This is a genomic window from Tamlana sp. s12, from assembly GCF_016767215.1.
GTDB classification, from domain to species: domain Bacteria; phylum Bacteroidota; class Bacteroidia; order Flavobacteriales; family Flavobacteriaceae; genus Pseudotamlana; species Pseudotamlana agarivorans.
Map to the genome: position 1 here is coordinate 2,275,712 of NZ_CP068547.1, position 25,395 is coordinate 2,301,106.

The 25,395-nt window shown below is 35.1% G+C and carries 20 protein-coding genes; 14 read left to right on the plus strand and 6 right to left on the minus strand.

All coding sequences use genetic code 11. From position 1 onward, the window contains the following. Positions 1 to 29: 29 nt before the first annotated feature. The 9 genes from JJL45_RS10025 (at position 30) to bshA (ending at position 12,110) form a co-directional block, all read left to right on the plus strand. Positions 30 to 977, plus strand: coding sequence for an MlaD family protein (locus tag JJL45_RS10025; RefSeq protein WP_068604202.1), 948 nt, complete (start codon positions 30 to 32; stop codon positions 975 to 977). A 6-nt stretch (positions 978 to 983) separates the two neighbouring features. Next, positions 984 to 2,291 carry a (Fe-S)-binding protein gene (locus tag JJL45_RS10030; RefSeq protein ID WP_068604200.1) on the plus strand — a complete coding sequence of 436 codons (1,308 nt, stop codon included), beginning with the start codon at positions 984 to 986 and terminating at the stop codon, positions 2,289 to 2,291. A gap of 161 nt (positions 2,292 to 2,452) precedes the next feature. Further along, positions 2,453 to 3,244: a (Fe-S)-binding protein gene (locus JJL45_RS10035; RefSeq protein WP_068604198.1), complete on the plus strand. Its 792-nt coding sequence runs from the start codon at positions 2,453 to 2,455 to the stop codon at positions 3,242 to 3,244. Positions 3,245 to 3,383: 139 nt separating this feature from the next. Further along, positions 3,384 to 3,869, plus strand: coding sequence for an ABC transporter ATPase (locus tag JJL45_RS10040; protein WP_068604195.1), 486 nt, complete (start codon positions 3,384 to 3,386; stop codon positions 3,867 to 3,869). 152 nt (positions 3,870 to 4,021) lie between these two features. After that, positions 4,022 to 5,239, plus strand: coding sequence for an imelysin family protein (locus tag JJL45_RS10045; protein ID WP_068604193.1), 1,218 nt, complete (start codon positions 4,022 to 4,024; stop codon positions 5,237 to 5,239). Positions 5,240 to 5,349: 110 nt separating this feature from the next. Further along, positions 5,350 to 6,759, plus strand: a complete 1,410-nt coding sequence (locus tag JJL45_RS10050) for a di-heme oxidoredictase family protein (RefSeq protein ID WP_068604191.1) — start codon at positions 5,350 to 5,352, stop codon at positions 6,757 to 6,759. A gap of 1 nt (position 6,760) precedes the next feature. Continuing rightward, the gene (locus JJL45_RS10055; RefSeq protein ID WP_068604189.1) at positions 6,761 to 7,831 is read left to right on the plus strand and encodes an imelysin family protein; all 1,071 of its coding nucleotides are present in this window, start codon (positions 6,761 to 6,763) and stop codon (positions 7,829 to 7,831) included. Between the two features lie 173 nt (positions 7,832 to 8,004). Next, positions 8,005 to 10,920 (plus strand): glycoside hydrolase family 3 N-terminal domain-containing protein, encoded by a 2,916-nt coding sequence (locus JJL45_RS10060; RefSeq protein WP_068604188.1) that lies wholly within the window; start codon positions 8,005 to 8,007, stop codon positions 10,918 to 10,920. A 50-nt stretch (positions 10,921 to 10,970) separates the two neighbouring features. Continuing rightward, positions 10,971 to 12,110 (plus strand): N-acetyl-alpha-D-glucosaminyl L-malate synthase BshA, encoded by a 1,140-nt coding sequence (gene bshA / locus JJL45_RS10065; protein ID WP_068604187.1) that lies wholly within the window; start codon positions 10,971 to 10,973, stop codon positions 12,108 to 12,110. Positions 12,111 to 12,180: 70 nt separating this feature from the next. On the opposite strand, the gene JJL45_RS10070 is transcribed toward bshA, so the two are convergent. The 3 genes from JJL45_RS10070 to JJL45_RS10080 all read right to left on the minus strand — a co-directional run bounded on the left by JJL45_RS10070 (position 12,181) and on the right by JJL45_RS10080 (position 14,311). Beyond that, a complete protein-coding gene (locus tag JJL45_RS10070; protein WP_068604185.1) occupies positions 12,181 to 12,552 on the minus strand; it encodes a VOC family protein in 372 nt (123 codons plus the stop codon). A 157-nt stretch (positions 12,553 to 12,709) separates the two neighbouring features. After that, a complete protein-coding gene (locus tag JJL45_RS10075; protein WP_068604183.1) occupies positions 12,710 to 13,678 on the minus strand; it encodes a hypothetical protein in 969 nt (322 codons plus the stop codon). 201 nt (positions 13,679 to 13,879) lie between these two features. Further along, a complete protein-coding gene (locus JJL45_RS10080; RefSeq protein ID WP_068604181.1) occupies positions 13,880 to 14,311 on the minus strand; it encodes an outer membrane beta-barrel protein in 432 nt (143 codons plus the stop codon). 117 nt (positions 14,312 to 14,428) lie between these two features. On the opposite strand from JJL45_RS10080, the gene JJL45_RS10085 reads away from it, so the two are divergent. Continuing rightward, positions 14,429 to 17,344 (plus strand): FAD-binding and (Fe-S)-binding domain-containing protein, encoded by a 2,916-nt coding sequence (locus JJL45_RS10085; RefSeq protein ID WP_068604179.1) that lies wholly within the window; start codon positions 14,429 to 14,431, stop codon positions 17,342 to 17,344. Positions 17,345 to 17,366: 22 nt separating this feature from the next. Here the strand turns inward: JJL45_RS10085 and JJL45_RS10090 are convergent, their stop codons facing one another. After that, positions 17,367 to 18,197, minus strand: a complete 831-nt coding sequence (locus JJL45_RS10090) for a UDP-2,3-diacylglucosamine diphosphatase (protein WP_068604276.1) — start codon at positions 18,195 to 18,197, stop codon at positions 17,367 to 17,369. A gap of 186 nt (positions 18,198 to 18,383) precedes the next feature. Here JJL45_RS10090 and aroC point away from each other — a divergent pair, with 186 nt between their 5' ends. The 4 genes from aroC to JJL45_RS10110 all read left to right on the plus strand — a co-directional run bounded on the left by aroC (position 18,384) and on the right by JJL45_RS10110 (position 22,535). After that, positions 18,384 to 19,445 (plus strand): chorismate synthase, encoded by a 1,062-nt coding sequence (gene aroC, locus JJL45_RS10095; RefSeq protein ID WP_067148013.1) that lies wholly within the window; start codon positions 18,384 to 18,386, stop codon positions 19,443 to 19,445. A 376-nt stretch (positions 19,446 to 19,821) separates the two neighbouring features. Next, positions 19,822 to 21,147: a dicarboxylate/amino acid:cation symporter gene (locus JJL45_RS10100; RefSeq protein WP_068604177.1), complete on the plus strand. Its 1,326-nt coding sequence runs from the start codon at positions 19,822 to 19,824 to the stop codon at positions 21,145 to 21,147. Between the two features lie 192 nt (positions 21,148 to 21,339). Then, positions 21,340 to 21,594, plus strand: coding sequence for a DUF1841 family protein (locus JJL45_RS10105; RefSeq protein WP_068604175.1), 255 nt, complete (start codon positions 21,340 to 21,342; stop codon positions 21,592 to 21,594). Positions 21,595 to 21,710: 116 nt separating this feature from the next. Then, a complete protein-coding gene (locus JJL45_RS10110) occupies positions 21,711 to 22,535 on the plus strand; it encodes a sulfurtransferase (protein WP_068604174.1) in 825 nt (274 codons plus the stop codon). 1 nt (position 22,536) lies between these two features. Here the strand turns inward: JJL45_RS10110 and JJL45_RS10115 are convergent, their stop codons facing one another. Next, positions 22,537 to 22,953 (minus strand): thiol-disulfide oxidoreductase DCC family protein, encoded by a 417-nt coding sequence (locus tag JJL45_RS10115; protein ID WP_068604172.1) that lies wholly within the window; start codon positions 22,951 to 22,953, stop codon positions 22,537 to 22,539. Continuing rightward, the gene (locus JJL45_RS10120) at positions 22,950 to 25,115 is read right to left on the minus strand and encodes an endonuclease MutS2 (RefSeq protein WP_068604170.1); all 2,166 of its coding nucleotides are present in this window, start codon (positions 25,113 to 25,115) and stop codon (positions 22,950 to 22,952) included. Before JJL45_RS10120 ends, JJL45_RS10115 begins: the two co-directional genes overlap by 4 nt. Between the last annotated feature and the right edge of the window lie 280 nt (positions 25,116 to 25,395).

The following is a 25,395-nucleotide window of genomic DNA, read 5'->3' on the forward strand; positions in this document are numbered from 1 at the left end:
TTAAATTTGTTCCTCTAAATCTATACATTTTGCAAATATCTAGAGAAGTAAAAACAGCCATACTCGTAATCATAGGAATTATCCTTTTTGTTTTTGGATTCAATTTTTTAAAAGGGCACAACTTGCTCGACGGGTCAAAATCCTATTACACAGAATTTAGTAATGTTGAAGGACTGGTGCCATCAACGCCTGTTACCATTAGCGGTTTAAGTGTTGGTAAAGTAGCCAATATCACCTTCAAAGATGATGGCTCTGCAAATCTGGTTGTAGAATTGGTAATTGATAATGATTTTAAATTCTCTAAAAATAGTGTTGCCGAACTTTACGATACAGGCTTACTAGGAGGGAAAGCTATAGCTATTATACCAGCTCCAGATGGCGGAGAAAATGCAAAAAGTGGCGATGTTCTAAAGAGCCGAGTGAAAGAAGGTTTAGTAGATTTGGTTGGTGAAAAATTAGCACCTATTCAAGAACAAGCAAAAAATATGATTACCAATGCCAATGTTTTAATTGGTGGTTTAAACGAGGTTCTAGATAAAGAAGGCAAAGAAAACCTTAAAAAAAGCTTAGCAGATTTAAGTACGACGATGAACGACTTGAAGAAAACATCACATTCTTTAAATCAAATTGTAGCAGGAAACCAAGAACATTTGGACAATGTTTTGGCTAATGCCGATAAAATTACAACCAATTTTGCCGATGTTAGTCAAAAACTAGCCGATGCAAATTTAGATCAAACTTTAGCTAGCTTAAATTCAGCTCTAAAAAGTTTCGACGGTTTAATGGCAAATCTTCAAAACGGAAAAGGCAGTATCGGTAAACTTTTAAAAGATGATCAATTATATAAAAATCTAGAAGAAGCTTCTAGCGAACTAGAAGAACTTATAAGAGATATCAAATTGCATCCTAATAGATACACTCGAATCTTATCTAAAAGAGAAATTCCTTACGAACCAAACGAAGAAGAAACTAACTAATCGTATATGCAGTATTTGCCAAATATAATATTCGCTATAGCACTTATTTTGGGCTTTGGGTATTTTGCTAAAAACGTAAAAAAACTCATCCGAAATATTAAATTAGGTCAGCATGTAGATGTTAGCGATAATAAATCCGAACGTTTCAAAAACATGGCCCGAATTGCATTAGGGCAAAGTAAAATGGTACGTCGTCCAGTTTCAGGTGTTTTACACGTTATCGTTTATGTTGGGTTTATCATTATTAATATAGAGCTATTAGAAATTATAATTGACGGACTTTTCGGCACCCACCGTATATTTTCATCTTTAGGAACTGCTTATGGTTTTCTAATCGGAACTTTCGAAGTCCTAGCGCTACTTGTTTTAATTTCAGTAACCGTTTTCTGGGTAAGAAGAAACATCATTAAATTAAAGCGTTTCTGGAAAAGTGAAATGAAAGGTTGGCCAAAAAACGACGGAAATTTCATTCTGTATTTCGAAATGGTATTAATGTCCTTGTTTCTTGTTATGAATGCTACCGATGTGCATTTTCAAGCCATGAATTCAGGGAACGTTATTAGTCAATTTATAGCCCCTTTATTTAGCGGCTTATCAGAAACGACATTACATGTTATCGAAAGAGGTGCGTGGTGGTTACATATTTTGGGCATTTTAGTGTTTTTAAATTATCTTTATTTCTCTAAACACCTTCATATATTATTAGCTTTTCCAAACACATATTTTGGTAAATTAAAGCCTAAAGGGCAGTTTAATAATTTAGAAGCGGTGACTAAGGAAGTAAAATTAATGATGGATCCTAATGCCGATCCGTTTGCTGCTCCCGAAGAAGGTGCCGAAGATGTAGAACCTGCTAAGTTTGGAGCTAGTGATGTACAAGATTTAAACTGGGTGCAACTATTAAGCGCCTATACTTGTACCGAATGCGGACGATGCACATCGGCTTGCCCTGCAAACTTAACAGGTAAAAAGTTATCGCCTCGAAAAATAATGATGGATACCCGTGATCGTTTAGAGGAAGTCGGTAAAAATATAGACGCTAATAACGGCGAATTTAAAGACGATGGTAAACAATTATTAGGCGATTATATCACACACGAAGAACTTTGGGCTTGTACGACTTGTAACGCTTGTGTGGAAGAGTGTCCCGTGAGCATCGACCCATTGTCTATTATCCTAGAAATGCGACGTTATTTGGTTATGGAGCAGTCTGCAGCCCCTACAGAGCTTAATACTATGATGACCAATATCGAAAATAATGGAGCGCCTTGGGCTTATAACCAAATGGATCGCTTAAACTGGAAAGACGAATAGTAATATAATTAGGGCGTTACCACAAGGGTCGGGCTTTCGCAAGTCGCTCTCGAAAAGAGGAGCTCCAACAATTGCTCAATCCCTAACGCACACACAACATAAAACAAAACCCCTACAAAGTTTTAAAAATAGTAGGCTTTTAAACTTTTAAACTCAAAAAGATGAGCGATTTACTCAATGTGCCCACCATGGAAGAATTTATGGCGCAAGGAAAACAACCAGAAATATTATTTTGGGTAGGTTCTGCAGGTAGTTTTGACGATAGAGCTAAAAAAATAACACGAGCATTTGTTAAGATATTAAACAAAGCCAATGTAGATTTCGCCGTATTAGGAACCGAAGAAAGCAATACTGGCGATATCGCTAAACGAGCTGGAAATGAGTTTTTATTTCAAATGCAAGCCGTTACTAATATCGAAGTGCTTAATGCTTACGACATTAAAAAAATTGTAACCTGCGATCCGCATTCCTTTAATTGTTTAAAAAATGAATACCCTGGTTTGGGTGGTGTTTATGAAGTCATTCATCATACACAATATATCAATGAACTTATAGCTTCTGGTCGTTTAAAAGTTGAAGGTGATTTATATAAAGACAAGAAAATTACGTTTCACGATCCTTGTTATTTAGGTAGAGCAAATAATGAATACGAAGCACCTCGCGATGTTTTAAAACAAACCAATGCCCAGCTTGTCGAAATGAAACGACATAAACGCACCGCTTTATGTTGTGGGGCAGGAGGCGCTCAAATGTTTAAAGAACCCGAAAAAGGTGATAAGGATGTAAATGTGCTTAGAACAGAAGATGCGTTAGAAACACGTCCAGATATTATTGCTACGGGTTGTCCGTATTGCAATACCATGATGACCGATGGGGTAAAGGCTAAAGAAAAAGAAGCCGAGGTTAAAGTTCTAGATATTGCAGAACTTATTGCCAATACATTAAATCTTTAATCTGTCGTTAAAATAGTTGTAAGAATTAAATAACGCCTTAGCACCGTTATTTAAATGATAGTATTACGCTTCAATAAAGAAAGTTTTAATCAACTTTTGAGACCAATAAAATAATAATAAACGTAAATTTCCATATATCATGTTAGTCGATTTTAATAGCTTGCCAGAAGAATCTCGAGTTTGGATTTACCAAGCCAATCGTTCTTTTTCAGAAGAAGAATTAGAAGAAATTCAAGCCAAATTAAACACCTTTATTGAAAACTGGACGGCTCATGGTAGCGACTTACATGCAGGATATACTCTAAAATACAAGCGTTTTATAGTAATTGGTTTGGATCAATCACAAGCGAAGGCTACAGGTTGTTCAGTCGATAGCTCCGTGCATTTTATTCAACAGTTAGAAAAGGACTATAACGTCGATTTAATGGATAAAATGAATGTATCCTATAAGCAAGGGGAGTATGTAGCGCATAAAACACTTACCGATTTTAGAAAAATGGCAAAAGATAAAGCGGTTTCAAAAAACACCATTGTTTTCAATAATTTAGTCACTACCGTGGCCGAATTTAACGAAAGTTGGGAAGTTCCGGCAAGCGAGAGCTGGCACAGTCGTTTTGTTAAATAGTTTACGAGTTCTACTAAGCTTTTTTTAATATTTTCTACATTTTTTAGTTTTTTCTTATTTATTAAGAATTATTCTTAATAAAGTTTTTTTGTGTCATAAAAGAAAATATATTTGCACCTCTATTTATAAGAAGTCTAAATAAAAACTAACAAATGAAATTTAATTTAACCAAACTATTTTACCTATTAACCCTAGGATTATTTATTGTATCATGTTCTAGTGATGATGATGCTACAAGCCCATCAAATGACACTGAAAAATCAGAGTTTATAGAAACCTATGCAAAAATAGCATCGGCAAACTATAAAGATACTTATGATACTGCAGTTGCTATGAAGTCTAAAATTGACGCATTCATTGCAGCACCAAGCGAATCAACTTTAACAGACGCAAGAAACGCTTGGTTATACGCCAGAGATTTTTACGGACAAACAGAAGCTTATCGTGAAGCTAACGGACCTATTGATAATGAAGACTTATTAGGGACTGAAGGTCAAATTAACGCTTGGCCATTAGATGAAGGTTATATTGATTATGTTGCCAATGGAGCAGGAGGTGTGGTTCAAAATGGATTAATTGGCGATACTAGTTTTGATCTTACAGAGGAAAATATTATCAATAAAAATGAATTCGGTAAAGACGATAACATTTCTACAGGATGGCATGCTATTGAGTTTTTACTTTGGGGACAAGATTTAAACTACGATCCTGTTAAAGACACCTACGATAATTATGCTGTTTCTGGTGAAAGACCTTTTACAGATTATACCACCGCAGATTTTGCTGAAAGAAGAAAAACATACTTACAAATTGTAACTAATTTATTAGTTAATGATTTAAAAGATTTAAATGATACTTGGGCATCAGGAGGCGATTACCGCAAAACATTTGAAGCTTTACCAGTTGATGAAGCTTTAACAAACATATTAAATGGTATCGGATTTATTTCTAATGGCGAAATAGCAGCAGAGCGTATCATTCCTGCTATCGACGAAGGTCAAGAAAACGAACATTCTTGTTTTTCAGATAATACAAACCAAGATATGTGGGCTAATGTTCATGGTATTAATAACCTCATTATTGGAAGCTATACTACCGAAAGTGGTGCTAAAATTGAAGGTTTATCTTTAATCGATCTTGTAGCTGATGAAAACTCTGAAGTAGCCGATAAACTGGAAACGAAAGCTTCAGAAACCATTTCTAAATTAAATGCTTTATTAAATTTAGGGAAAAATTTTGATGAAATTATTAGCGAAGAATCATTAGGATCTAATGGCCCTGCAGAGCAATTATCAGAAGCTTTAAAATCTCAAAGTAAAGAAATTGCTGAAGCAGCATCAACTTTAGGTGTTTCAATTACCATAGAATAAGCTTAATTAAATTTTTAATGTCAGGAGTAAAACTGATATAGATAACAAAAACTGAAGTCCTTAATTTGGGCTTCAGTTTTACTTTTTTCCACTAGCCAAAATTTTTTCTTATGAAATACGTTTTCTATTGTATTTTATTTATCTCAATACTTTCATGTGATTCCGATACGTTTACAGAACAAGATTATATCGATATTAATTATGAAATAGGAGAAGAAAACTTAGTCTCTCATCTATCCATTGAAGCCTTCACGGCAGATAAAGCTTTTGGCAGAGGAATTCCAGAATTAACAAATTTGGAGTCTTCATTTTTTGGTATAGGTAATGCCATGTTCGACCAAAGTTGGGTGTCGGCGCCAGCCACAACAACCTCTAGAGATGGATTAGGGCCGCTTTTTAACGCGCGAGCTTGTAGTGGGTGCCATTTAAGAGATGGTAGAGGAAAACCGCTTTTAGAAAGTGGCGCGAATTCTGAAGGGTTTTTAATCCGCTTAAGCCATGGTAATAATGAAATGACAGGACCTATTGCTTTGTTTAATTATGGCGGCCAATTACAAGATAATTCCAATTTAGGCATCAAAAAGGAAGGTCAAATACAAGTCGCTTTTGAATTGATTTCTGGCGAATACCCAGATGGTACAGCTTTCGAATTGCGAAATCCAACATATACCATTACGAATGAAAACTACGGCAGCCTTGGAGCAGCCGAACAATCACCCAGAGTTGGGCAACAAGTTATCGGTTTAGGGTTTATCGATGCACTAAGTGAAGCTAGTATTTTAGCTAATGAAGATATTAATGATGCCGATGGCGATGGTATTTCAGGAAAAGCAAATTGGGTTTGGAATGTAAAAGCAAATAAAAATACCATAGGTAAATTTGGTTGGAAAGCCAACCAACCAACTCTGGAACAGCAAGTAGCAGGAGCATTAAATGGCGATATGGGGTTAACGACAAGCATATTTCCAGATGAAAACTGTCCCGATGGAGTAGATTGTTCTACCCTTTATAATGGTGTAAATGAAGGCGATTCTGTAGAGATTCCAGATACGCAGTTTAGCCGATTAATGTTGTACCAAGCAGCAATTTCGGTTCCTATACGTAGAGATTTCAAAAATGCCGATGTTTTAAAAGGAAAAAAACTGTTTAATGATTTGGCTTGTGTTTCTTGTCATGTTAATGATTTCACGACTAGTTCATACGACCTATTGCCACAGATTAGTGCTGTGAAAATTCGTCCTTATTCAGATTTTTTACTGCATGATATGGGCGATGCCTTAGCAGATAACAGAGGCGACTTTTTAGCCAATGGAAACGAATGGCGTACCCAACCTTTATGGGGGCTTGGTTTGATTGAAATGGTAAACGGCCATACATTTTTGTTACATGATGGGCGTGCACGAAATATTGAAGAAGCTATTTTATGGCATGGAGGCGAAGCTGAAAAGTCTAAAACAGACTTTATGAATTTGTCTAAAGTTGAACGTGAACACCTTCTTAGTTTTTTAAATTCTTTATAATATGAAAAAGTTTATTTATTGTTTAATAGCCGTTGTTTTAGTTTTTAATTCTTGTCAAAAAGATGATGATTCAACAAAACAACAACCCATAGATACATTTCATGAAAATTACTATGCTGAAAATATTCTACCAGCATTAAACAATTTTAAAACTGAAATAGAAGCACAATTTAAGCTTTCAGAAACCTTTAAAGCCGAGCCTACCGAAGATAATTTTAAAAAATTGCAAGCACAATGGTTAAATACAGCTAAGACTTTTTCAAAAACTCGTGCCTATAATTTGGTCGCTGTTAAATCTAAGTTTTTTGATATTCTTATTTATAATTTAGTGACAAACCCAGATCAAATTGAAGTAAATATCAATGAAAAAGCAATTTATGATACCGATTATATCGCTTCAAAAAGCACGGTAACTAAAGGTTTGGGGGCTATTGAATATCTTTTATTCAATAATCAAGATTCTGATTCTGCATGGAATCTACTTCAAAATGATGCTTTTAGAATTGATTATTTGATAGGTGTTACCCAAGAAGTTTTAAGGCAGGCCAATTTATTAATTGATTTCTGGGAAGCAGGCTATAAAGATACTTTTATAAATGCTCGAAGCGTGTCATGTATAGAAAACGCACGTTGTTTGGCTTTCAATCAACTTATTAATATTCTTGATGTAACCAGAGTGACTAAAGTTGGAAAACCATCTGGTTTAGAAGACTCTAGTAGTGCTACTTTAGAATCGCTGGAAGCTTATAGAAGTGGGAGTTCGTTAGCGCTTATACGAAGCACTATAGAGGAGGTAGAATATGCTTATTCCTTAAGTCCTGCTAATTTCTCCAATGTTGTTAATGATATTGCAGATTCTAATCAAATATCAAACGAGATTGATAAAACCTTTGAAGCCGTTTATACACATATTGATGCTATTGATACGAGTTTGTACGAGGCTATTTCAAATGATAACCCTAATGTAGAATTGCTTTATAATTCTTTATTTGATTTGGTTAAATATTTTTCAGTAGATGCTGCAAGCGTTTTATCTGTTACTGTTTTACCAACAGACAATGATGGCGATTAAGTTTAAGTAAATCTTTGTTTGAACAAACTATTTAATTTACGGATATACGATTTCAAAGCTTTGTTGTTTATAAAGATGTTATAAATCTATCATAAAGTCTTTTCATCTTCCTATTAAAAGTGGTATTTTGGCATGGTTTTTAACAACTACAAATCCCTTATAAATTCACTTTTATGCGTCAGCTATTTAAATTAAGTTTTTTTTGTTTAGTAACAGTTTTAGGTTTCGCACAAAACACAAAAAATCCATTACTATCTAAAGACATAGAATCTCAAAAAAAATGGGTAGATAGTATTTATAATTCCATGACTTTAGCCGAAAAAGTCGGTCAACTTTATATGGTTCAAGTGATGTCTAATCAAAGTGATGCCTCCAAGAAAAAGGTTATTGACGATATTAAAAAGCATCATATAGGCGGTATTATTTATTCAAAAGGAGGTCCATACCGACAAGCTAAATTAAATAACGAGTTACAAGCCATTTCTAAAGTACCTTTACTTATTGGTATGGATGCCGAGTGGGGCCTAAGTATGCGATTAGATTCAACCTATGCATTTCCTTGGAATATGACTCTAGGAGCTATTAAAGACAACAAACTTGTTGAGCAGGTAGGAAAGCATATAGGAGAGCATTGTAAGCGTTTGGGCGTTCATTTTAATTTTGCTCCTGATGTCGATATCAATACAAACCCTAAAAATCCTATTATTGGAAACCGCTCTTTTGGAGAAGACCGCTATAATGTTACCGATAAGGCCTCTGCTTTTATGAAAGGTATGCAAGGTGCCGGGGTTTTAGCTAATGCTAAACACTTTCCAGGCCATGGCGATACCTCTCAAGATTCACATAAAACCCTTCCTACCATTGATTTTGATAAAGAACGTATCGAAGCTGTAGAGTTGTTTCCTTATAAGCAATTAATTAACGAAAATCTTTCAAGCGTTATGGTGGCACACTTAAATGTGCCAAGTTTAGAGCCACGTGAAAATTATCCATCGTCTTTATCTAAAAATATAGTTACAGGTATTCTTAAAGAACAGTTAGGTTTTAAGGGCTTAATTTTTACCGATGCATTAACTATGAAAGGGGCAGCCGATTTTAGTGAAACCGGTGATATCGATTTGGCAGCCTTTCAAGCAGGTAATGATGTGATGCTCATGTCTGAGGATGTTGGAATTGGTGTTGGTAAAATTATGGAAGCCTATAATAGTGGCGAAATTAGCGAAGCGCGTTTAGAGCTTTCAGTGAAAAAGATACTTCAAGCGAAGTATAAGGTTGGATTGAATAATTATGCACCAATTTCATTGACTAATCTAGCTCAAGATTTAAACCGTTTAGAGGATGACATGCTTTATGAAGAGCTTATGGAGAATGCCATCACTATCGTAAAAAATGATAATAATTTACTTCCATTACAGGAATTAGAAACTAAGTCTGTAGCCTATGTGAAGTTAGGAGATGACTCAGGAACGGCTTTTTATGATGAACTAAAGAAATACATGAAAGTTCATGCGATTTCAGCCGATAATATAGGTGATCTACTAGGGAAATTACAAGCATATAATACCGTTATTATTGGTTTTCATCGTTCGAATGACAGTCCTTGGAAATCTTATGAATTCAGTGAAGTGGAAAGCATCTGGATTGAAGAAATAGCGAAAAGACATACAGTGATATTAGATGCTTTTGTAAAGCCTTATGCTTTAGCAGATTTAAAAAGCATTACCAATATTGAAAGTATTGTAGTGAGCTATCAAAATAGTGTTATTGCTCAGCAAAAATCGGCGCAACTTATTTTTGGAGCGTTTGGTTCTAAAGGGAAGCTACCGGTTAGTATTGGTAATTATTTCCCAGTTGATTTTGGTTTTCAAACACCAAATATTAAACGACTAGGATATACGATCCCGGAACGTGTTGGTGTAAATTCAAAAAAGCTTGCGAAAATTGACGAGATAGCCGAGTATGCAGTAAAAAAAAAAATGACGCCGGGAATACAACTTCTCGTCGCTAGAAAAGGCAAAGTCATCTACAATAAAAACTTTGGTAAGCATACTTATTCAGGAAAAGAGGAAGTAAGTTTTGACGATATTTATGATGTCGCATCACTTACAAAAATATTGGCTACGCTCCCTTTAGTCATGGAGCTAGAAGAGAAGGGGCTTATTACTTTAGATACCAAACTATCTGAAGTTTTACCAGATTATAAAACTTCTAACAAAAAGGATGTGACTTTCAAAAGTATGTTGTCACATTACGCACGTTTAAAACCCTGGGAGCCGTTTTATTATCACACTTTAGATAAAACTAAACATCCAAGTGAAAAATATTATAGAAAAACGAAAAGTGATTCTTTTAATGTTGAAGTAGCTAAAAACCTATTTATGCGCACTGATTATCAGGATTCTATTCCAGATATTATACGCGATTCTGAGTTGTTAAAAAGACTGACTTACCGATACAGTGACTTCCCTTATTATATTTTAAAGAAATTTATTGAGCAACATTACGACAGAACATTAGATCAATTAGCGAATTCGCATTTTTATGAACCACTAGGGGCTAATTATACGACCTATAACCCTTATCATAGCATTAGTAGCAAAAAAATTGTACCTACAGAAGTGGATGATTATTATAGGTATCAAACCGTTCATGGCTATGTACATGATATGGGTGCTGCCATGCAAAATGGTATTGGTGGTCATGCCGGACTCTTTAGTAATGCTAACGATGTGGCTAAAATTATGCAAATGTATTTGCAAAAAGGATATTACGGTAATAAGCGTTTTTTTAAAGAAGAAACCTTCGATAAATTTAATACGCGTTATTACTTAAATAAAGAAAATAGACGAGCAATTGGTTTTGATAAACCCCAATTATCGGGTAGTGGTCCAACTTGCGGATGTGTGCCTATGAGTAGCTTCGGACACTCAGGATTTACCGGTACATACGCTTGGGCAGATCCAGAAAATGAGCTCGTTTATGTGTTTTTAGCTAATAGAACTTATCCGAGTTCAGAATCAAACCTGTTACTCCGAGCGAATATTAGAACAGATATTCAAAAATTGATTTACGAGGCTATTGAAAATTAATATTTAAAATTTAAGATTTTACGCTAGCGTAAAGACTCAAAATTGAAAACATGAAAATAGGTATAGTTTGTTACCCAACTTTTGGTGGAAGTGGCGTTGTTGCTACAGAATTAGGATTAGAATTATCTAAACGAGGTCATGAAATTCATTTTATTACCTATAATCAACCTGTTCGCTTAGATTTATTAAGTCATAATGTGCATTACCACGAAGTTACGGTACCAGAATATCCTTTATTCCATTACCAACCTTATGAGCTCGCTTTATCGAGTAAATTGGTTGATATGGTGAAACTTCATCAAATTGAAATATTACATGTGCATTACGCCATTCCTCATGCTTATGCCGCTTATATGGCGAAGAAAATGCTTCAGGAAGCGGGTATTTATGTACCTATTGTTACCACACTGCACGGAACAGATATCACTTTAGTGGGAAGTCATCCGTTTTACAAACCAGCGGTAACTTTTAGTATTAATAAATCTGATGCGGTAACCGCCGTGTCTCAGAGCTTAAAGGACGATACCTTACGCTTGTTTGATATTAAAAAGGATATTCATGTTGTGCCTAATTTTATAGACTTAGAGAAATATAAAACCCATGGCATGCCCGATTGCCAGCGTGGTATGATGGCCAAAGAAAATGAAAAAATAATCACACACATTAGTAACTTAAGACCAGTTAAACGAGTTCAGGATGTTATTAGTGTGTTTTATAACATTCAAAAGGAATTGCCAGCAAGATTAATGTTTATTGGTGAGGGGCCTGAAAAAGAAAAAATTGAGCAGCAATGTCGTGATTTGGGAATAGCCAATAAGGTTGTTTTCTTCGGAAAAAGTAATGAAATTGATAAAATTTTATGTTTTAGTGATTTATTCCTGCTTCCATCGCAAACCGAAAGTTTTGGTTTAGCGGCTTTAGAAGCTATGGCATCTGGAGTTCCTGTTATTTCAAGTAATTCAGGAGGCATTCCTGAAGTTAATATTCATGGAAAATCAGGTTATTTAAGTGATGTAGGTGATGTGGCCGATATGACTAAAAATGCTTTGGAAGTTTTGCGTGACGATGAAGTTTTAAAAACATTCAAAGAAAACGCAAGAAAGGAAGCCTTGAAATTCGATTTACACACCATAGTACCTAAATACGAAGCGATTTATGCTGATACTTTATCGAAATGTTTTGCGCTTTAATTTCAAATAAAAACGTTTAGTTTAATTAGTTAAACTGATATCCAAATTCTGGCATGTTTATCTGGTATATTTATACATGCTGATCAATTAAAATAGTATTACCATCGGGGTCTGTTAAAAGGATGCTTGCTGGTCCAGTTGTGTTTTCATCGGCTTCACTATTTAAGGTGACGTTTTTACCTTTAAGCGTTTGTTGAATGCTTCTAACATCATCATAATCTTTCAATGTGTTTGCACTTTCATCCCAACCAGGATTAAAAGTTAAAATGTTGTTTTCAAACATGCCTTGAAACAAGCCTATTAACGCATTGCCATTTTTCATGATGAGATAATTCATATCTAAACTGCCCGCAAAAACAGAAAAACCAAGGTTTTCATAGAAACTTTGTGATGTTTTAAGGTCTTTTACGTTTAAACTTATAGAAAATGCTCCTAATTTCATACTGTGTTGATTTATAGTTGTCTATAAAGTTACAAATAATAACTATTGATTGGTAAAAGAAAAAAGCTGCTTAAAAACAGTAAATCTAACAAAGTATAGATTTAATTTTTTAAACAGCTTATTAAACTAGTCTAACCACAAATGGGTAGGGGTCGTTCTAATATTCAGAAACGTTTGTAACTTCAAAAGACTTTCCTGCTTCTCCGTTTTTAAGCTTGTAACTTACTTGTCTTGTTTTGCCTCCAACAGGGAAACGTTGTCCTAGCGTCGTTTCTATTAATGAAAATTCATCACCACCATTATAACCATCACTAATCTTAGAATTTTCGCTAACAGGAGGGAAATAAACAGGGATCATAGAATTTTTTTTCAATGTAGAGAAAGCTACAACATTACCTTTTCCATTATGATCTGTGAAAACAACAAGTTCTGGTGATCCATCAGAATCCAAATCCTCTACTTGAGCATCAACAACATCACCTTTAAATGTAGCAACTTGAGGATTTCCATGGTTTTCGTTTAAACCAAAAGCATTAACCGTTAATTCTGTTTCACCACCTTTTTTTACTGCTGAAATATTAAATCCGATATCTTGTAGCATCAGTATTTTAGCATATGCGGTCTTATCTATTTGTGAAGCATCAAGATCACCATCTAGTTTAGAGTAATCTCCTGCAAAGGTAGCACCTCCAGAGCAATAGAAGTAAAGTGAAGCTTCATCCGCTTTGTTTTCAGTAGTGATATTTAAGTTGTTGTCTTTAAAAGTAAATAATACCGTTTTTCCACTAACATTGGCAGAATAAATACCATCCGATTTTTTATAGGCTTTCGTGTCAAAAGTACAAGTTGGTTTTTTCTTATCTGCTCTAGATCTAACTTTTACATTAATATCATTATCACTTGTTTGGTTTACAAGTACAGCAACCCAATCGTAACCTTCGCCACGTTTCGTGTAATCTTCGGTAATATAGTTTCCAGAAACATCAGCAGAGCTCGAAGCAGTTGTTGTTTCCGTTTCTGCTACATCATGGGTTTCTTCAGTAGCCTGATTTTGTGCTTTATTGTCTTTACAGCTTGTAAAGGCAAGTACAGTTAAAAGTAGAATTAAAAATTTGTTTGTTTTCATAATTTTAATAATTAGTGACTAAATAATAATTTTAATTAAGTTTTATATAAAATGAAACTGATTAATAAGTTATCGGTTTTCATGTTTTAATATGGAACTTTTTAATTAATGGAATCTGTACTCCACATTTTGAAAGCATTGAATAGATTCAATATAATTAATTCGTATAACTTTTTAATCAGTCTTTTTTTAATTTTTGTTTTACAATTTCATTGTTACACCAACAGAGGGAATAAAATTAACGGTACCACCAGCGATTTCGGCAAAAACACCCCATTTTTCATTCCAAAACCAACGTCCGCCTACTTGTAAACCAATGTCAAATTCACTAGTGTCATGATCGTTGTCTCCCATATAAATCGCATAACCAGCGTTTGCACCTCCATAAACATCCCAATCCTCATCAGTGATACCAAAAATATGATCGAAATAATAATTGGCTTTCACCCCAAGAGTCATCCAATCTAAATCAAAATTTGTTGCTACAGCAGGAGCTATTGTAACATCTTTATGTACAGGGATTTCGTAATTGACACCAATCAGTCCGAAGTTTAACTCTTTCCTTGCTTGTCCAAATACACTAGAAACACTGAGTATAAGAGCAAAAGCAAATAAAAATTTAAATTTTTTCATATGTCTTAAGTTTTTAAGTTATCATATAAATATACATTAATTTTACTATATTTCTTACTTGCTAATATTTTTATAGCTGGTATAAAAATTAATGGAATCAACTAAGTTTTTAATAACATGACGCTAAGTATTTTAAAGAAGGAATTGTCTGGAGAGCTTTTGTACGACGATTTAATAAAAGCGATTTATGCCACCGATGCCTCGGTTTATAGAAAGTTACCACATGCCGTAGCGTATCCTAAAAATACCGATGATATTAAAAAACTTATTCAGTTTGCTAAACAAATGGGAAGTACTTTAATTCCGCGAACGGCTGGCACTTCACTAGCAGGACAGTGTGTTGGGGATGGTATTGTTGTCGATGTTTCAAAACACTTTACAGGTATTTTAAAAGTCGATGAAGTTGGCAAAACAGTAACGGTGCAACCAGGCGTTGTGCGAGACGAGCTTAATTTACACCTTAAACCTTATGGTTTATTCTTCGCACCAGACACATCAACCTCTAATCGTTGCATGATAGGTGGTATGGTTGGTAACAATTCCTCGGGAACCACATCCATACAATTTGGAGTGACTAGAGATAAAGTTTTAGAATTAAAAACCATATTAAGTAATGGCGATGAGGCGGTTTTTGGAAACTTAACCCCAGAGCAATTTCATGAAAAATGCCGTTTAAACAGTTTAGAAGGACAGATTTACAAGTCTATTTTCGACGAATTAGAACCTGAAGCGGTTCAAAAGCAAATTCATGATAATTTTCCAAAGCCAGAAATACACCGTAGAAATACAGGCTATGCTTTAGATATGTTAATCGATTCGGAGGTGTTTAATGCTTCAAGTAAACCATTTAACTTTTGTAAACTACTTTCTGGGAGTGAAGGTACTTTAGCTTTTACGACCGAAATCACATTAAAATTAGATGAATTACCACCAAATGAACGTATTATGGTGGCGGCGCATTTTAGAACCATTGAAGATTCGTTAACCTCAGTAACCACTTGTATGAAACACCATTTATACATGTGTGAAATGATGGATAAAACGATTTTAGATTGCACGAAAAATAATTTGAAGCAGCTGGAAAACAGGCAATTTATTGTTGAGGATCCTGAGGCTATTTTAATGTGCGAACTAAAAGCAGATTCTCGAGAAGCGGTTTTGGAAGCAGCCAAGCAATTGGTAAATTCCCTGACACTAGAAGGATTAAGCTATGCCAACGTGGTACTTTTTGATGACGATATTGATAAGGCCATCGAGCTTCGTAAAGCAGGGTTAGGTTTATTGGGGAATATTATTGGCGATAACAAATCGGCCGCTTGTATTGAAGATACAGCAGTAACCTTACCAGATTTTGCTAATTATATTAATGAATTTACAGCCATAATGGATGGCTACAAGCAAAAAGCCATTTACTATGCACATGCTGGTGCTGGAGAATTGCATTTGCGCCCGGTTTTAAATTTGAAGCTTAGTAAAGATGTTAAGCTTTTTAGACAAATAACTACCGATGTGGCTCACTTGGTAAAAAAATACGGTGGTTCTATGTCTGGCGAGCACGGTGATGGTATTGTTCGTGCCGAGTTTATTCCGTTAATAATAGGTCAAGCCAATTATGAAATTGTAAAACGAATAAAAACGGTTTTTGATCCCGAAAATATATTCAATCAAGGCAAAGTAGTGGATGCATTTCCGATGGATGAATCTCTTCGATACGAGGCCGATCGTGTGGAACCTGAGATTGAAACGCTTTTAGATTTTTCTCATTCAGAAGGTATTTTACGTCAGGCAGAAAAATGTAATGGTAGTGGCGATTGCCGAAAATCTCCAGAAATGGGAGGCACCATGTGTCCAAGTTACCGCGCCACAAGAAATGAAAAGGATTCTACCCGTGCGCGTGCGAACGCTTTACGTGAGTTTTTAACCAATACCAAAGCTGGAGAAAATCCTTTTGATCATAAGGAATTAAAAGAGGTGTTAGACCTATGTTTAAGCTGTAAAGCTTGCTTAAATGAATGTCCAAGTACCGTGGATATTTCGGTGATGAAAGCCGAATTTCTGTATCAGTACCAAAAGGAGCATGGTACAGATTTACGAACAAAACTTTTTGCTTATAACAATAAAGTGAATGAATGGACTTCAGGAGTTTCTAAGCTGACTAATTTTTTCTTCGAAAATGGAGCTACTTCAAAAGTCATTAAAAATATATTAGGTATTGCCCCCGAAAGGAGTATGCCTTTGTTGTCTTCTAAAAGTTTACAAAAACATATTAAAGATTTACCGGCTCAGTCTTCAGGTCCAAAAAAATATATTAAAACGGTCTATTTATTTGTTGACGAGTTTACCAATTTCTTGGAATCGTCTATTGGTATAGATGCCATAAACTTATTGCAGGCTTTAAATTATAAGGTTGAATTTGTAAACCACGTAGAATCAGGGAGAGCATTTATATCGAAGGGCTTTTTAGATCAGGCAAAAGAATGTGCTGTACAAAATGTGGCTATTTTTAAAGATTTAATTTCAGAAGAAACACCTTTATTAGGTATTGAGCCTTCAGCTATTTATACGTTTAAAGATGAGTATTTGATGCTGGCTCCTGATAAAACTTCAGCCAAAAAAATAGCACAACATACTTATATTATTGAAGATTTTTTACTGCAGGAGCTTGAAAAAGGACAAATTTCCGCAGAACAATTTAATTCAGAATCTAAAACGATTAAAATCCATGCCCATTGTCATCAAAAAGCACTGAGTAATCAAATGTCAACTTTCAAACTCCTTAACCTTCCTAGAAATTATAAGGCGACCATTATTCCAAGTGGTTGCTGTGGTATGGCGGGAAGTTTTGGTTTTGAAAAGGAGCATTACGAAGTAAGTATGCAAGTTGCCGAGCAAACTTTGCTTCCAGCGGTGCGTAAGGCTCCGGTTAACACTATAATTGCAGCCAATGGAACAAGTTGTAGACATCAAATTAAAGATGGAGCACAACGCGAGGCGAAGCATCCTATAACGATATTAAGCGAAGCTGTATTGTAGTTTTTTAAGGTTTTTATACAATTTAACCCTGACCAACAATCGTTATAGCGGCAATTAGATCTTTAACTTCCATTTCGGCAAAATCGTCATGAACAATGAATGGCGCTAATTTATCGTTGTTAAAATTATAGATTTTCCAGCGTTTAAATTGATACTCTAAAGCAGTGAAATTTTCAACCCAGTCCCCAGAATTAAGGTAAGTAGTGCTACCTTGTTTGGTTTCTACGTAGGTCATTTTAGGCTGATGGATATGGCCGCAAATCACATAGTCGTAACCGTTTTCGATAGCAATTTCAGCAATGACTTTTTCGTAATCATTTATATATTTAACAGCACCTTTTACACCGTTTTTTACTTTTTTTGAGAGCGAAAAGCGTTCCTTTCCTCGTTTTTCCAAATACCAGTTTACCATTTTGTTAAGTAGCGTCAACAGGTCGTAGCCATAACCTCCAAGTTTCGCAAGCCATTTAGCATTTTGGATAGAAATATCGAATACATCGCCGTGAAAAAACCAAGCTTTTTTACCGTCTAAGTCTAAAACCGCTTTATCTACTATAGAAATATTTCCAATAGTGGTATTGCTAAATTTTCGTAGCATTTCGTCGTGGTTTCCCGTGACATAAATCACTTCTACACCATTGGCAGCCATAGACATGATTTTTTTTATAACTTTTAAGTGTGGTTTTGGGAAATATCGCTTACTAAACTGCCAAATATCAATAATATCACCATTAAGAATGAGCTTTTTCGGGGCAATACTATTTAGGTAAGTTAGTAAGTGTTTGGCATGGCATCCGTATGTGCCTAGATGTACATCGGAAATAACGGCAATTTCTATTTTTCTTTTAATAATCAACGGCTTTAAAATGTTTATCTAAATAACAGATTTTAGTGTTATTTGGGTATTAACTCATAATTATCTAATTATCAGAATATTGTTAATTCTCTGTTAAGCCTTACCTGTAATTATTAATTCGCATTATGTTTTTTAGTTTTCGTATTTCTAAGAATAGATTTACATTAGCAAAAAATATGTATTATGGCTGGTAATTCCTTTGGAAAACTATTTAACTTAACGACTTATGGTGAATCACACGGACCTGCTTTAGGGGGGGTTATTGATGGCTGTCCTGCTGGAATCGAATTAGATTTAGAGGCTATACAAAACGAATTGGATAGACGTAAACCAGGACAATCGGCTATTGTAACACAGCGTAAAGAACCAGATACGGTAAAGTTTCACTCGGGGATTTTCGAAGGCGTTACAACAGGAACCTCTATAGGTTTTGTTATAGAAAATACCAACCAAAAATCTCACGATTATTCACATATCAAGGATAGTTACCGTCCGAGTCACGCCGATTATACCTACGACAAAAAATATGGTATTCGCGATTACCGTGGTGGCGGACGTAGTTCAGCACGTGAAACCGCATGTCGCGTGGTAGCAGGAGCTATTGCCAAGCAAGTACTAAAAGATGTTGAAATTACCGCTTATGTGTCTGGCGTAGGAACCATGCAACTTAATAAGCCTTATAACGAATTAGATTTAACAAAAATAGAATCTAACATTGTACGTTGTCCAGATCAAGAAATGGCGGCCAAAATGGAAACTTACATTAAAGAAGTTCGCGGAAAAGGAGATACCGTTGGAGGTATTGTTAGCTGCGTGATAAAAAATGTGCCTGTAGGTTTAGGCGAACCTGTTTTCGATAAACTACATGCCGAGCTAGGTAAAGCGATGCTTTCTATAAACGCCGTTAAAGGCTTCGAATATGGTAGCGGATTCCACGGAAGCACCATGTATGGTAGCGATCATAACGATAAGTTTAACAACGATGGTTCAACAAAAACCAACTATTCTGGAGGTATTCAAGGCGGCATAAGTAACGGCATGGATATTTATTTCAACGTGGCTTTCAAGCCCGTGGCTACACTTATTCAGAAATATGAAACTATAGATAAAGCCGGTAATACTGTAGAAATGCAAGGTAAAGGACGTCACGATCCATGTGTTGTGCCTCGTGCCGTGCCTATTGTAGAAGCTATGGCTGCTTTGGTTTTAACCGATTTCTTTCTCATTAATAAAATGTATCATTAGTAGCTGTTTCCCGCTTTCCACTATATCTTTTTTGTACTGAACTTGTTTCAGTATCTTATTATGTGAGTAGCATACAATTTAATTAAAGCTTTAATCGAAATATAAGCTTAAGCACAAAAAAGGATGCCGTTTCAATCGGGGCTAGGCTATTTTGTGTCATTCATACCGAATTATCAAGGTCTGTGTGGGTTTACCTAGGTAAGTCTGTTAATAGGTTGTTTTTTAGTATGATATGCTGTCTTTCAATATGAAATCTCACGTTTATTTCTGACTGTTTATAACACATGATCGATTCGGGATTTAGATTTCCAATAATTCGAATTCCAAAAAAATTAAAAATACTTATCTTGCTCACTACTTAGAAAGAACATAGCAAATGAAGAAACTAGCATTACATTGGAAGATTATTATCGGAATGGTTTTAGGAGTCGTTTTTGGCTTCATAATGAATTCTATAAATGGCGGAAAGGGGTTTGTATCAGACTGGATAGCGCCTTTCGGAACCATATTTATTAATCTTCTTAAGCTGATTGCAGTGCCTTTAATTTTAGCGTCTTTAATTAAAGGAATTTCAGATTTAAAAGATATTTCTAAAATTAAATCCATGGGACTACGTACCATTGGGATTTACATAGCCACTACTTTAGTGGCAATTGTTATAGGTTTAAGTATTGTTAATGTCGTGAAACCTGGAGAAGGTATGCCTCAGGACACTATCGAAAAAATTAAACAAAAATACGAGAACGATGCTGGAGTTACCGATAAACTCATGAAAGCAAGCGCTCAAAAAGATGCGGGGCCTTTACAAGCTTTGGTCGATATATTTCCGAGTAACATTTTTCAATCCTTTGCAGAAGCTTCCATGCTTCAAATTATATTTTTCGCCCTATTTGTTGGTGTTTGTTTGTTATTAATAGGCGAAAAGAAAGCCAAGCCATTAGTTGATTTTTTCGATTCCCTCAACGATGTGGTCATGAAAATGGTAGATCTTATCATGCTTTTTGCACCTTATGCGGTTTTCGCATTATTAGCAAACGTTATTATTGCTTTCGACGATGTAGAGATTTTAATAAAACTGCTTTTTTATGCTTTCTGTGTAATTGGCGGTCTTTTATTAATGATTTGTTTCTACCTGCTTTTAATAGGAGTGTACGTTAAAAAATCACCCATGTGGTTCTTAAAACAAATAAGTCCGGCGCAATTATTAGCCTTTTCTACCAGTAGTAGTGCAGCAACACTACCTGTAACTATGGAACGTGTTGAAGAGCATTTGGGAGTTGATAAAGAAGTGTCTGGTTTTGTACTGCCTGTTGGAGCGACTGTAAATATGGATGGAACGAGCTTATATCAAGGTATTGCGGCGGTTTTTATCATGCAGGTTATTTGGCCAGAAGGTTTAACATTTTCAAATCAATTGGTTATTATCGCTACAGCTTTATTAGCTTCTATTGGAAGTGCTGCCGTACCAAGCGCAGGTCTAGTGATGTTGGTTATTGTATTAGAATCTATTGGCTTTCCAGCGGAATTATTACCCATTGGAATTGCATTAATTTTTGCGGTAGATCGCCCTTTAGACATGCTTAGAACAGTTGTAAACGTAACTGGTGATGCTACAGTTTCCATGTTGGTAGCAAAATCTTTAGGAAAACTACATGATCCTAAACCAGAAGAATGGGATGATAATTATGAGGCGGTTAGGTGATTTTGAAAGTTAAAAGTTAGAAATTAAAAGTTAAAAATTAAAAGTGGAAAGTTGGGAATAAGCGATAAGCGTTATGTTTTATGCTGTATGCTATAAGTTGAAAACTAGTGACGAATAATTCATAAAACGTATTATTTCTAGACTGTTTGATGGGAAAACAAAATCACGATTACCTTAATATTTTTAAAGTATATGGAAACAAATGAGAAATTAAGAGCGCAGATTTTTGATATAATAAAGAATCAACTAAAAGATAATACTCCTCCAGAAACAAAAGAAACATTTGATAGGTTGAAAAAGGAAGGGTTTGATGATTTTCAATCAAGACAAATGATTGGACAATGTTTAGCTGTTGAATTATTTGAAGTAATGAAAAACGGTAAACCGTATAATAATAAGCGATATGTTAAGAATTTATTAGCTCTACCTAAGGAGCCATTTGAATAATAAATTATTTTACGCAGGAGGCAAAATGCTAAAAACCAACAACCAACAACAAATAACCAGTAACCAACCCCCTTCAATAATAAATAAGCAACAATAAATAATCAATTTAAACGCTCATGTCCGATAAAATAACATTAACCGAACCTGTTGTTTCTGTGTCTTGGCTTAATAGTCATTTGGATGCATCAAACTTGGTGATTTTAGATGGCACCATTGCCAAAGTGTTTACGGCGGATTCAAAACAAATTCCGAAGGCACGTTTTTTCGATATCAAACAAAAGTTTAGTGCTGTTGAAAATGAATTTCCTAGCGCCTTTCCTTCTGAAGCTCAATTTCAAGAAGAAGCTCGGCTTTTAGGTGTTAATTCCGATAGTGCCATTGTGGTTTACGATGATAAAGGTATCTATTCCAGTGCTCGAGTATGGTGGATGTTTAAAGCTTTTGGTTATAATAATGTGGCTATTTTGGATGGTGGTTTTCCAGAATGGAAAAAAATGAACTATACCATAGAGCACGCTTCAGGCTATCAGGGTGAAAAGGGTAACTTTTCAGCAGAGTTACAGCCAGGTTTTATGCAATTTTTTAACGATGTTAAAGCGGCTTCCGAAAATAAATCACACACCATTATTGATGCGCGATCGGCAGCAAGGTACCAATGTGAGACACCAGAACCACGTGAAGGTTTACGTATGGGCACGATTCCAAATTCTGTTAATTTACCTTTTACAGATTTATTATCCGATGGAAAATTAAAATCTAAATCAGAAATCAATCAAGCTTTTCAAAAATTAGCCAAAAAAGACGATCCTATCATTTTTTCTTGTGGTTCGGGAATTACAGCCTGTGTATTAGCTTTGGGCGCTACGATGTCCGATTATAAAAACATAGCGGTTTATGATGGTTCTTGGACGGAATGGGGGAGTTTGGTTCCAGAACAATAAGCTAATCTAAAAACTTAGCTTTTAACTCGGGCGTGGGAATCATGCAGTTGTCTTTTTTGCCATACCATTTATAACGATTTTTTGCAATAAAATCGTAAACAGCGTTTCTAATAAAGGCAGGAACGATTAAAAACGCACCCATTAAATTCCGTGGAAACCCTAATTTTAAAGCCACTTTTAAAGCTGCGGTAGATTTGTAGCTGATGCCTTTTTCAGGGCTGTAGAGTAGGATAGAGTCCGTTTTTTCGGTGTCAATGTTATAAGCTTTAATAATTTTTTTACCAATCTCACTTTGTAATGCCGCAAACATAAAACGGTTGTCCTTATCGTGTTTTATAACATATTTTACGCTGCCATCACAGAGGTTACAAACACCGTCAAAAAGAATAAGTTGTTTATGTTTTGGTAAATTTATCATTTTTTTGCTTCCACTAATTCTAATTGGTCTATACTCACATTAGTCGTGAAAATACCATAATTCACAACCGCTTTATTTTTTTCAATTTTATCTATAGTTCCAATAGCACGGCCATCTTCCATGCGTACGCGATCGCCAAGTTTTAAGGTTGGTTTAGGTTTAGGCGCTTCAATAGCTTTTTGCTTAGCGACTTTTTTCTTTTGTCGAATCACTTCAACCTTCTTTTCAGCTTCTTGCTTCACTTTTTGCTCTTTGGCTTTTATGACCTTCTTTTGCTTAGCTGAAACTTTTTTACGCTTCGAATTTTCTATTTGAACCACTTTAAAAAGCTCCGACATTAATTCGCGTTTCTGCTTGTTTTCAAAGTATTTTTCAGCAATATCATTCACTTTTTGTCCTAAATAAATTAAGCGCTGATTACTATCATACAATTCTTGATAGCTTTCTAGTTTCTTTTGAATTTTAGCATTTATTTCTTCTAACTTATCAGCTTCCTCGAGCTTTTTCTTTTCGTTTAACTTTAACGACTGACCTGTTTTTTCAAGTTTAGAGCGTTCTTTTTGAAGTTTCGCTATCGTAGCATCAAAACGTACTTTACTGCGCTCAATCTTCTTTTTAGCACGGTTTATTAATCCGTATGGAATACCATTTTTCTGCGCGACTTCAAATGTAAAACTACTTCCGGCCTGACCGATAACCAATTTGAATAAAGGTTCTAATGTGCGTTCATCAAAAAGCATGTTAGCGTTAAGCATATGTGGCATTTCATTAGCCAGAATCTTTAAATTGGAGTAGTGGGTGGTAATAATTCCAAAGGCCTCACGATGGTAAAATTCTTCTAAAAAGGTTTCCGCAAGGGCACCACCAAGTTCTGGGTCAGAGCCTGTTCCAAATTCATCAATAAGAAAAAGTGTGTTTTTATTACACTTTCTTAAAAAATAATTCATTTGTTTTAAGCGGTAGCTGTAAGTACTTAAATGATTTTCAATAGATTGATTATCACCAATATCACTTAAAATTCTATCGAATAAACATACTTTACTTCGTTCATGAACTGGAATTAACATCCCGCTTTGAAGCATAACTTGAAGTAAACCGACTGTTTTTAATGTGATACTTTTTCCGCCGGCATTTGGTCCCGAAATCACAATAATACGACTGTCTTGTTGGAGTTCGACGGTTTGAGGAAATGTTTTTTCGCCCTTCTCTAAATTGTTTAAATAGAGTATCGGGTGGTAGGCATCGCGTAAAAACATGCTTTTTTCATCCGAAATCTCTGGGAGTATCGCATTTAACGATCTGGCGTATTTCGCTTTCGCGGAAATGACATCGATATCAATTAAAAAGTTCTGATAATCGTTTAGTAAAGGTAAAAACGGACGAATATAATCGGTAACTTCCTTTAGAATACGAATGATTTCTTCATGTTCTTCGTATTCTAAATTATTAAGTTCTCTGGTGTGCTGAAGCGTGGTTTCTGGTTCGATATAAACAATACTCCCCGTTTTACTACCGCCCATAATAGATCCTCTAACCTTACGGCGGTACATGGCTTTTACCGCCAAAACACGCTTGTTGTCTACTACCGATTCTCTAATATCGTCTAAATATTCTAATCCGTGATAGGTGTTTAAGGCCGAACTGAAACTGGCATTGATTTTACCTTTAACTTTATTAATCGACTGTCGTAATTCCTGTAATAAAGGCGATGCATTGTCTTTAATGTCTCCAAAACGATCGACAACGCTATTAATTTTTTCAATAAGCAGTTTGGTAACTTCTATATGCGAAGCAAACTGATATAAATTGGGGTAGTATTCCTCAAACTTTTTTAGAAAAATAAGGATATCGTTAACCGTAACCGACATGGCTACAATTTTTTTTAACCCATGAACTTCTAAAAAGGTGTTTTCTATTTTTAAAAGCTTAAGCTCTTTAGTAATGGCATCAAAACCGTGATTTGGAATGCGGTTATCGTTATAAAACGAGGCCACATATTCATGCGTTAATTGTAAAGAAAAAAGGAGTTCTTCTTTTATTTTATATGGTGAAATTTCTAAAGCTTTTTCATGCCCAAGTGGCGTAACACAATGTTCGCTAACTTGCTGTAAAACGGTTTGAAATTCTAAATCTTGTAATGTTTTTTGATGAATATGAATCATACGTAATGTTTGCCTCACTTGTTTTAAGGATTGCAAAGTTAATCAATCTGTTTGAGAAGATTTTAATGAATTTGAATTGCGGTAAACTGTTAATTAACAGTGTGGTATCGGTAATTAACAAAACACTAACACATTGGAGTCTAAAATATAAATACCTTGAAACTCGACAAAAGTGTCATCAATCAAACTTCAATCAGTGAGTTAAGGCTGTCTAAAATGTTATATCTCTGTTGTGTTGAATTTGTCGAAATATCCCTATTTTTATAAGGGTTTCGACCGG

What these genes read in the sequence shown, in the direction of transcription:
- JJL45_RS10030 (WP_068604200.1), top strand. Translation starts at nt 984, where the DNA reads ATGCAGTATTTGCCAAATATAATATTCGCTATAGCACTTATTTTGGGC.
- JJL45_RS10035 (WP_068604198.1), top strand. Translation starts at nt 2,453, where the DNA reads ATGAGCGATTTACTCAATGTGCCCACCATGGAAGAATTTATGGCGCAA.
- JJL45_RS10040 (WP_068604195.1), top strand. Translation starts at nt 3,384, where the DNA reads ATGTTAGTCGATTTTAATAGCTTGCCAGAAGAATCTCGAGTTTGGATT.
- JJL45_RS10045 (WP_068604193.1), top strand. Translation starts at nt 4,022, where the DNA reads ATGAAATTTAATTTAACCAAACTATTTTACCTATTAACCCTAGGATTA.
- JJL45_RS10050 (WP_068604191.1), top strand. Translation starts at nt 5,350, where the DNA reads ATGAAATACGTTTTCTATTGTATTTTATTTATCTCAATACTTTCATGT.
- JJL45_RS10055 (WP_068604189.1), top strand. Translation starts at nt 6,761, where the DNA reads ATGAAAAAGTTTATTTATTGTTTAATAGCCGTTGTTTTAGTTTTTAAT.
- JJL45_RS10060 (WP_068604188.1), top strand. Translation starts at nt 8,005, where the DNA reads ATGCGTCAGCTATTTAAATTAAGTTTTTTTTGTTTAGTAACAGTTTTA.
- bshA (WP_068604187.1), top strand. Translation starts at nt 10,971, where the DNA reads ATGAAAATAGGTATAGTTTGTTACCCAACTTTTGGTGGAAGTGGCGTT.
- JJL45_RS10070 (WP_068604185.1), bottom strand. Translation starts at nt 12,552, where the DNA reads ATGAAATTAGGAGCATTTTCTATAAGTTTAAACGTAAAAGACCTTAAA.
- JJL45_RS10075 (WP_068604183.1), bottom strand. Translation starts at nt 13,678, where the DNA reads ATGAAAACAAACAAATTTTTAATTCTACTTTTAACTGTACTTGCCTTT.
- JJL45_RS10080 (WP_068604181.1), bottom strand. Translation starts at nt 14,311, where the DNA reads ATGAAAAAATTTAAATTTTTATTTGCTTTTGCTCTTATACTCAGTGTT.
- JJL45_RS10085 (WP_068604179.1), top strand. Translation starts at nt 14,429, where the DNA reads ATGACGCTAAGTATTTTAAAGAAGGAATTGTCTGGAGAGCTTTTGTAC.
- aroC (WP_067148013.1), top strand. Translation starts at nt 18,384, where the DNA reads ATGGCTGGTAATTCCTTTGGAAAACTATTTAACTTAACGACTTATGGT.
- JJL45_RS10100 (WP_068604177.1), top strand. Translation starts at nt 19,822, where the DNA reads ATGAAGAAACTAGCATTACATTGGAAGATTATTATCGGAATGGTTTTA.
- JJL45_RS10105 (WP_068604175.1), top strand. Translation starts at nt 21,340, where the DNA reads ATGGAAACAAATGAGAAATTAAGAGCGCAGATTTTTGATATAATAAAG.
- JJL45_RS10110 (WP_068604174.1), top strand. Translation starts at nt 21,711, where the DNA reads ATGTCCGATAAAATAACATTAACCGAACCTGTTGTTTCTGTGTCTTGG.
- JJL45_RS10115 (WP_068604172.1), bottom strand. Translation starts at nt 22,953, where the DNA reads ATGATAAATTTACCAAAACATAAACAACTTATTCTTTTTGACGGTGTT.
- JJL45_RS10120 (WP_068604170.1), bottom strand. Translation starts at nt 25,115, where the DNA reads ATGATTCATATTCATCAAAAAACATTACAAGATTTAGAATTTCAAACC.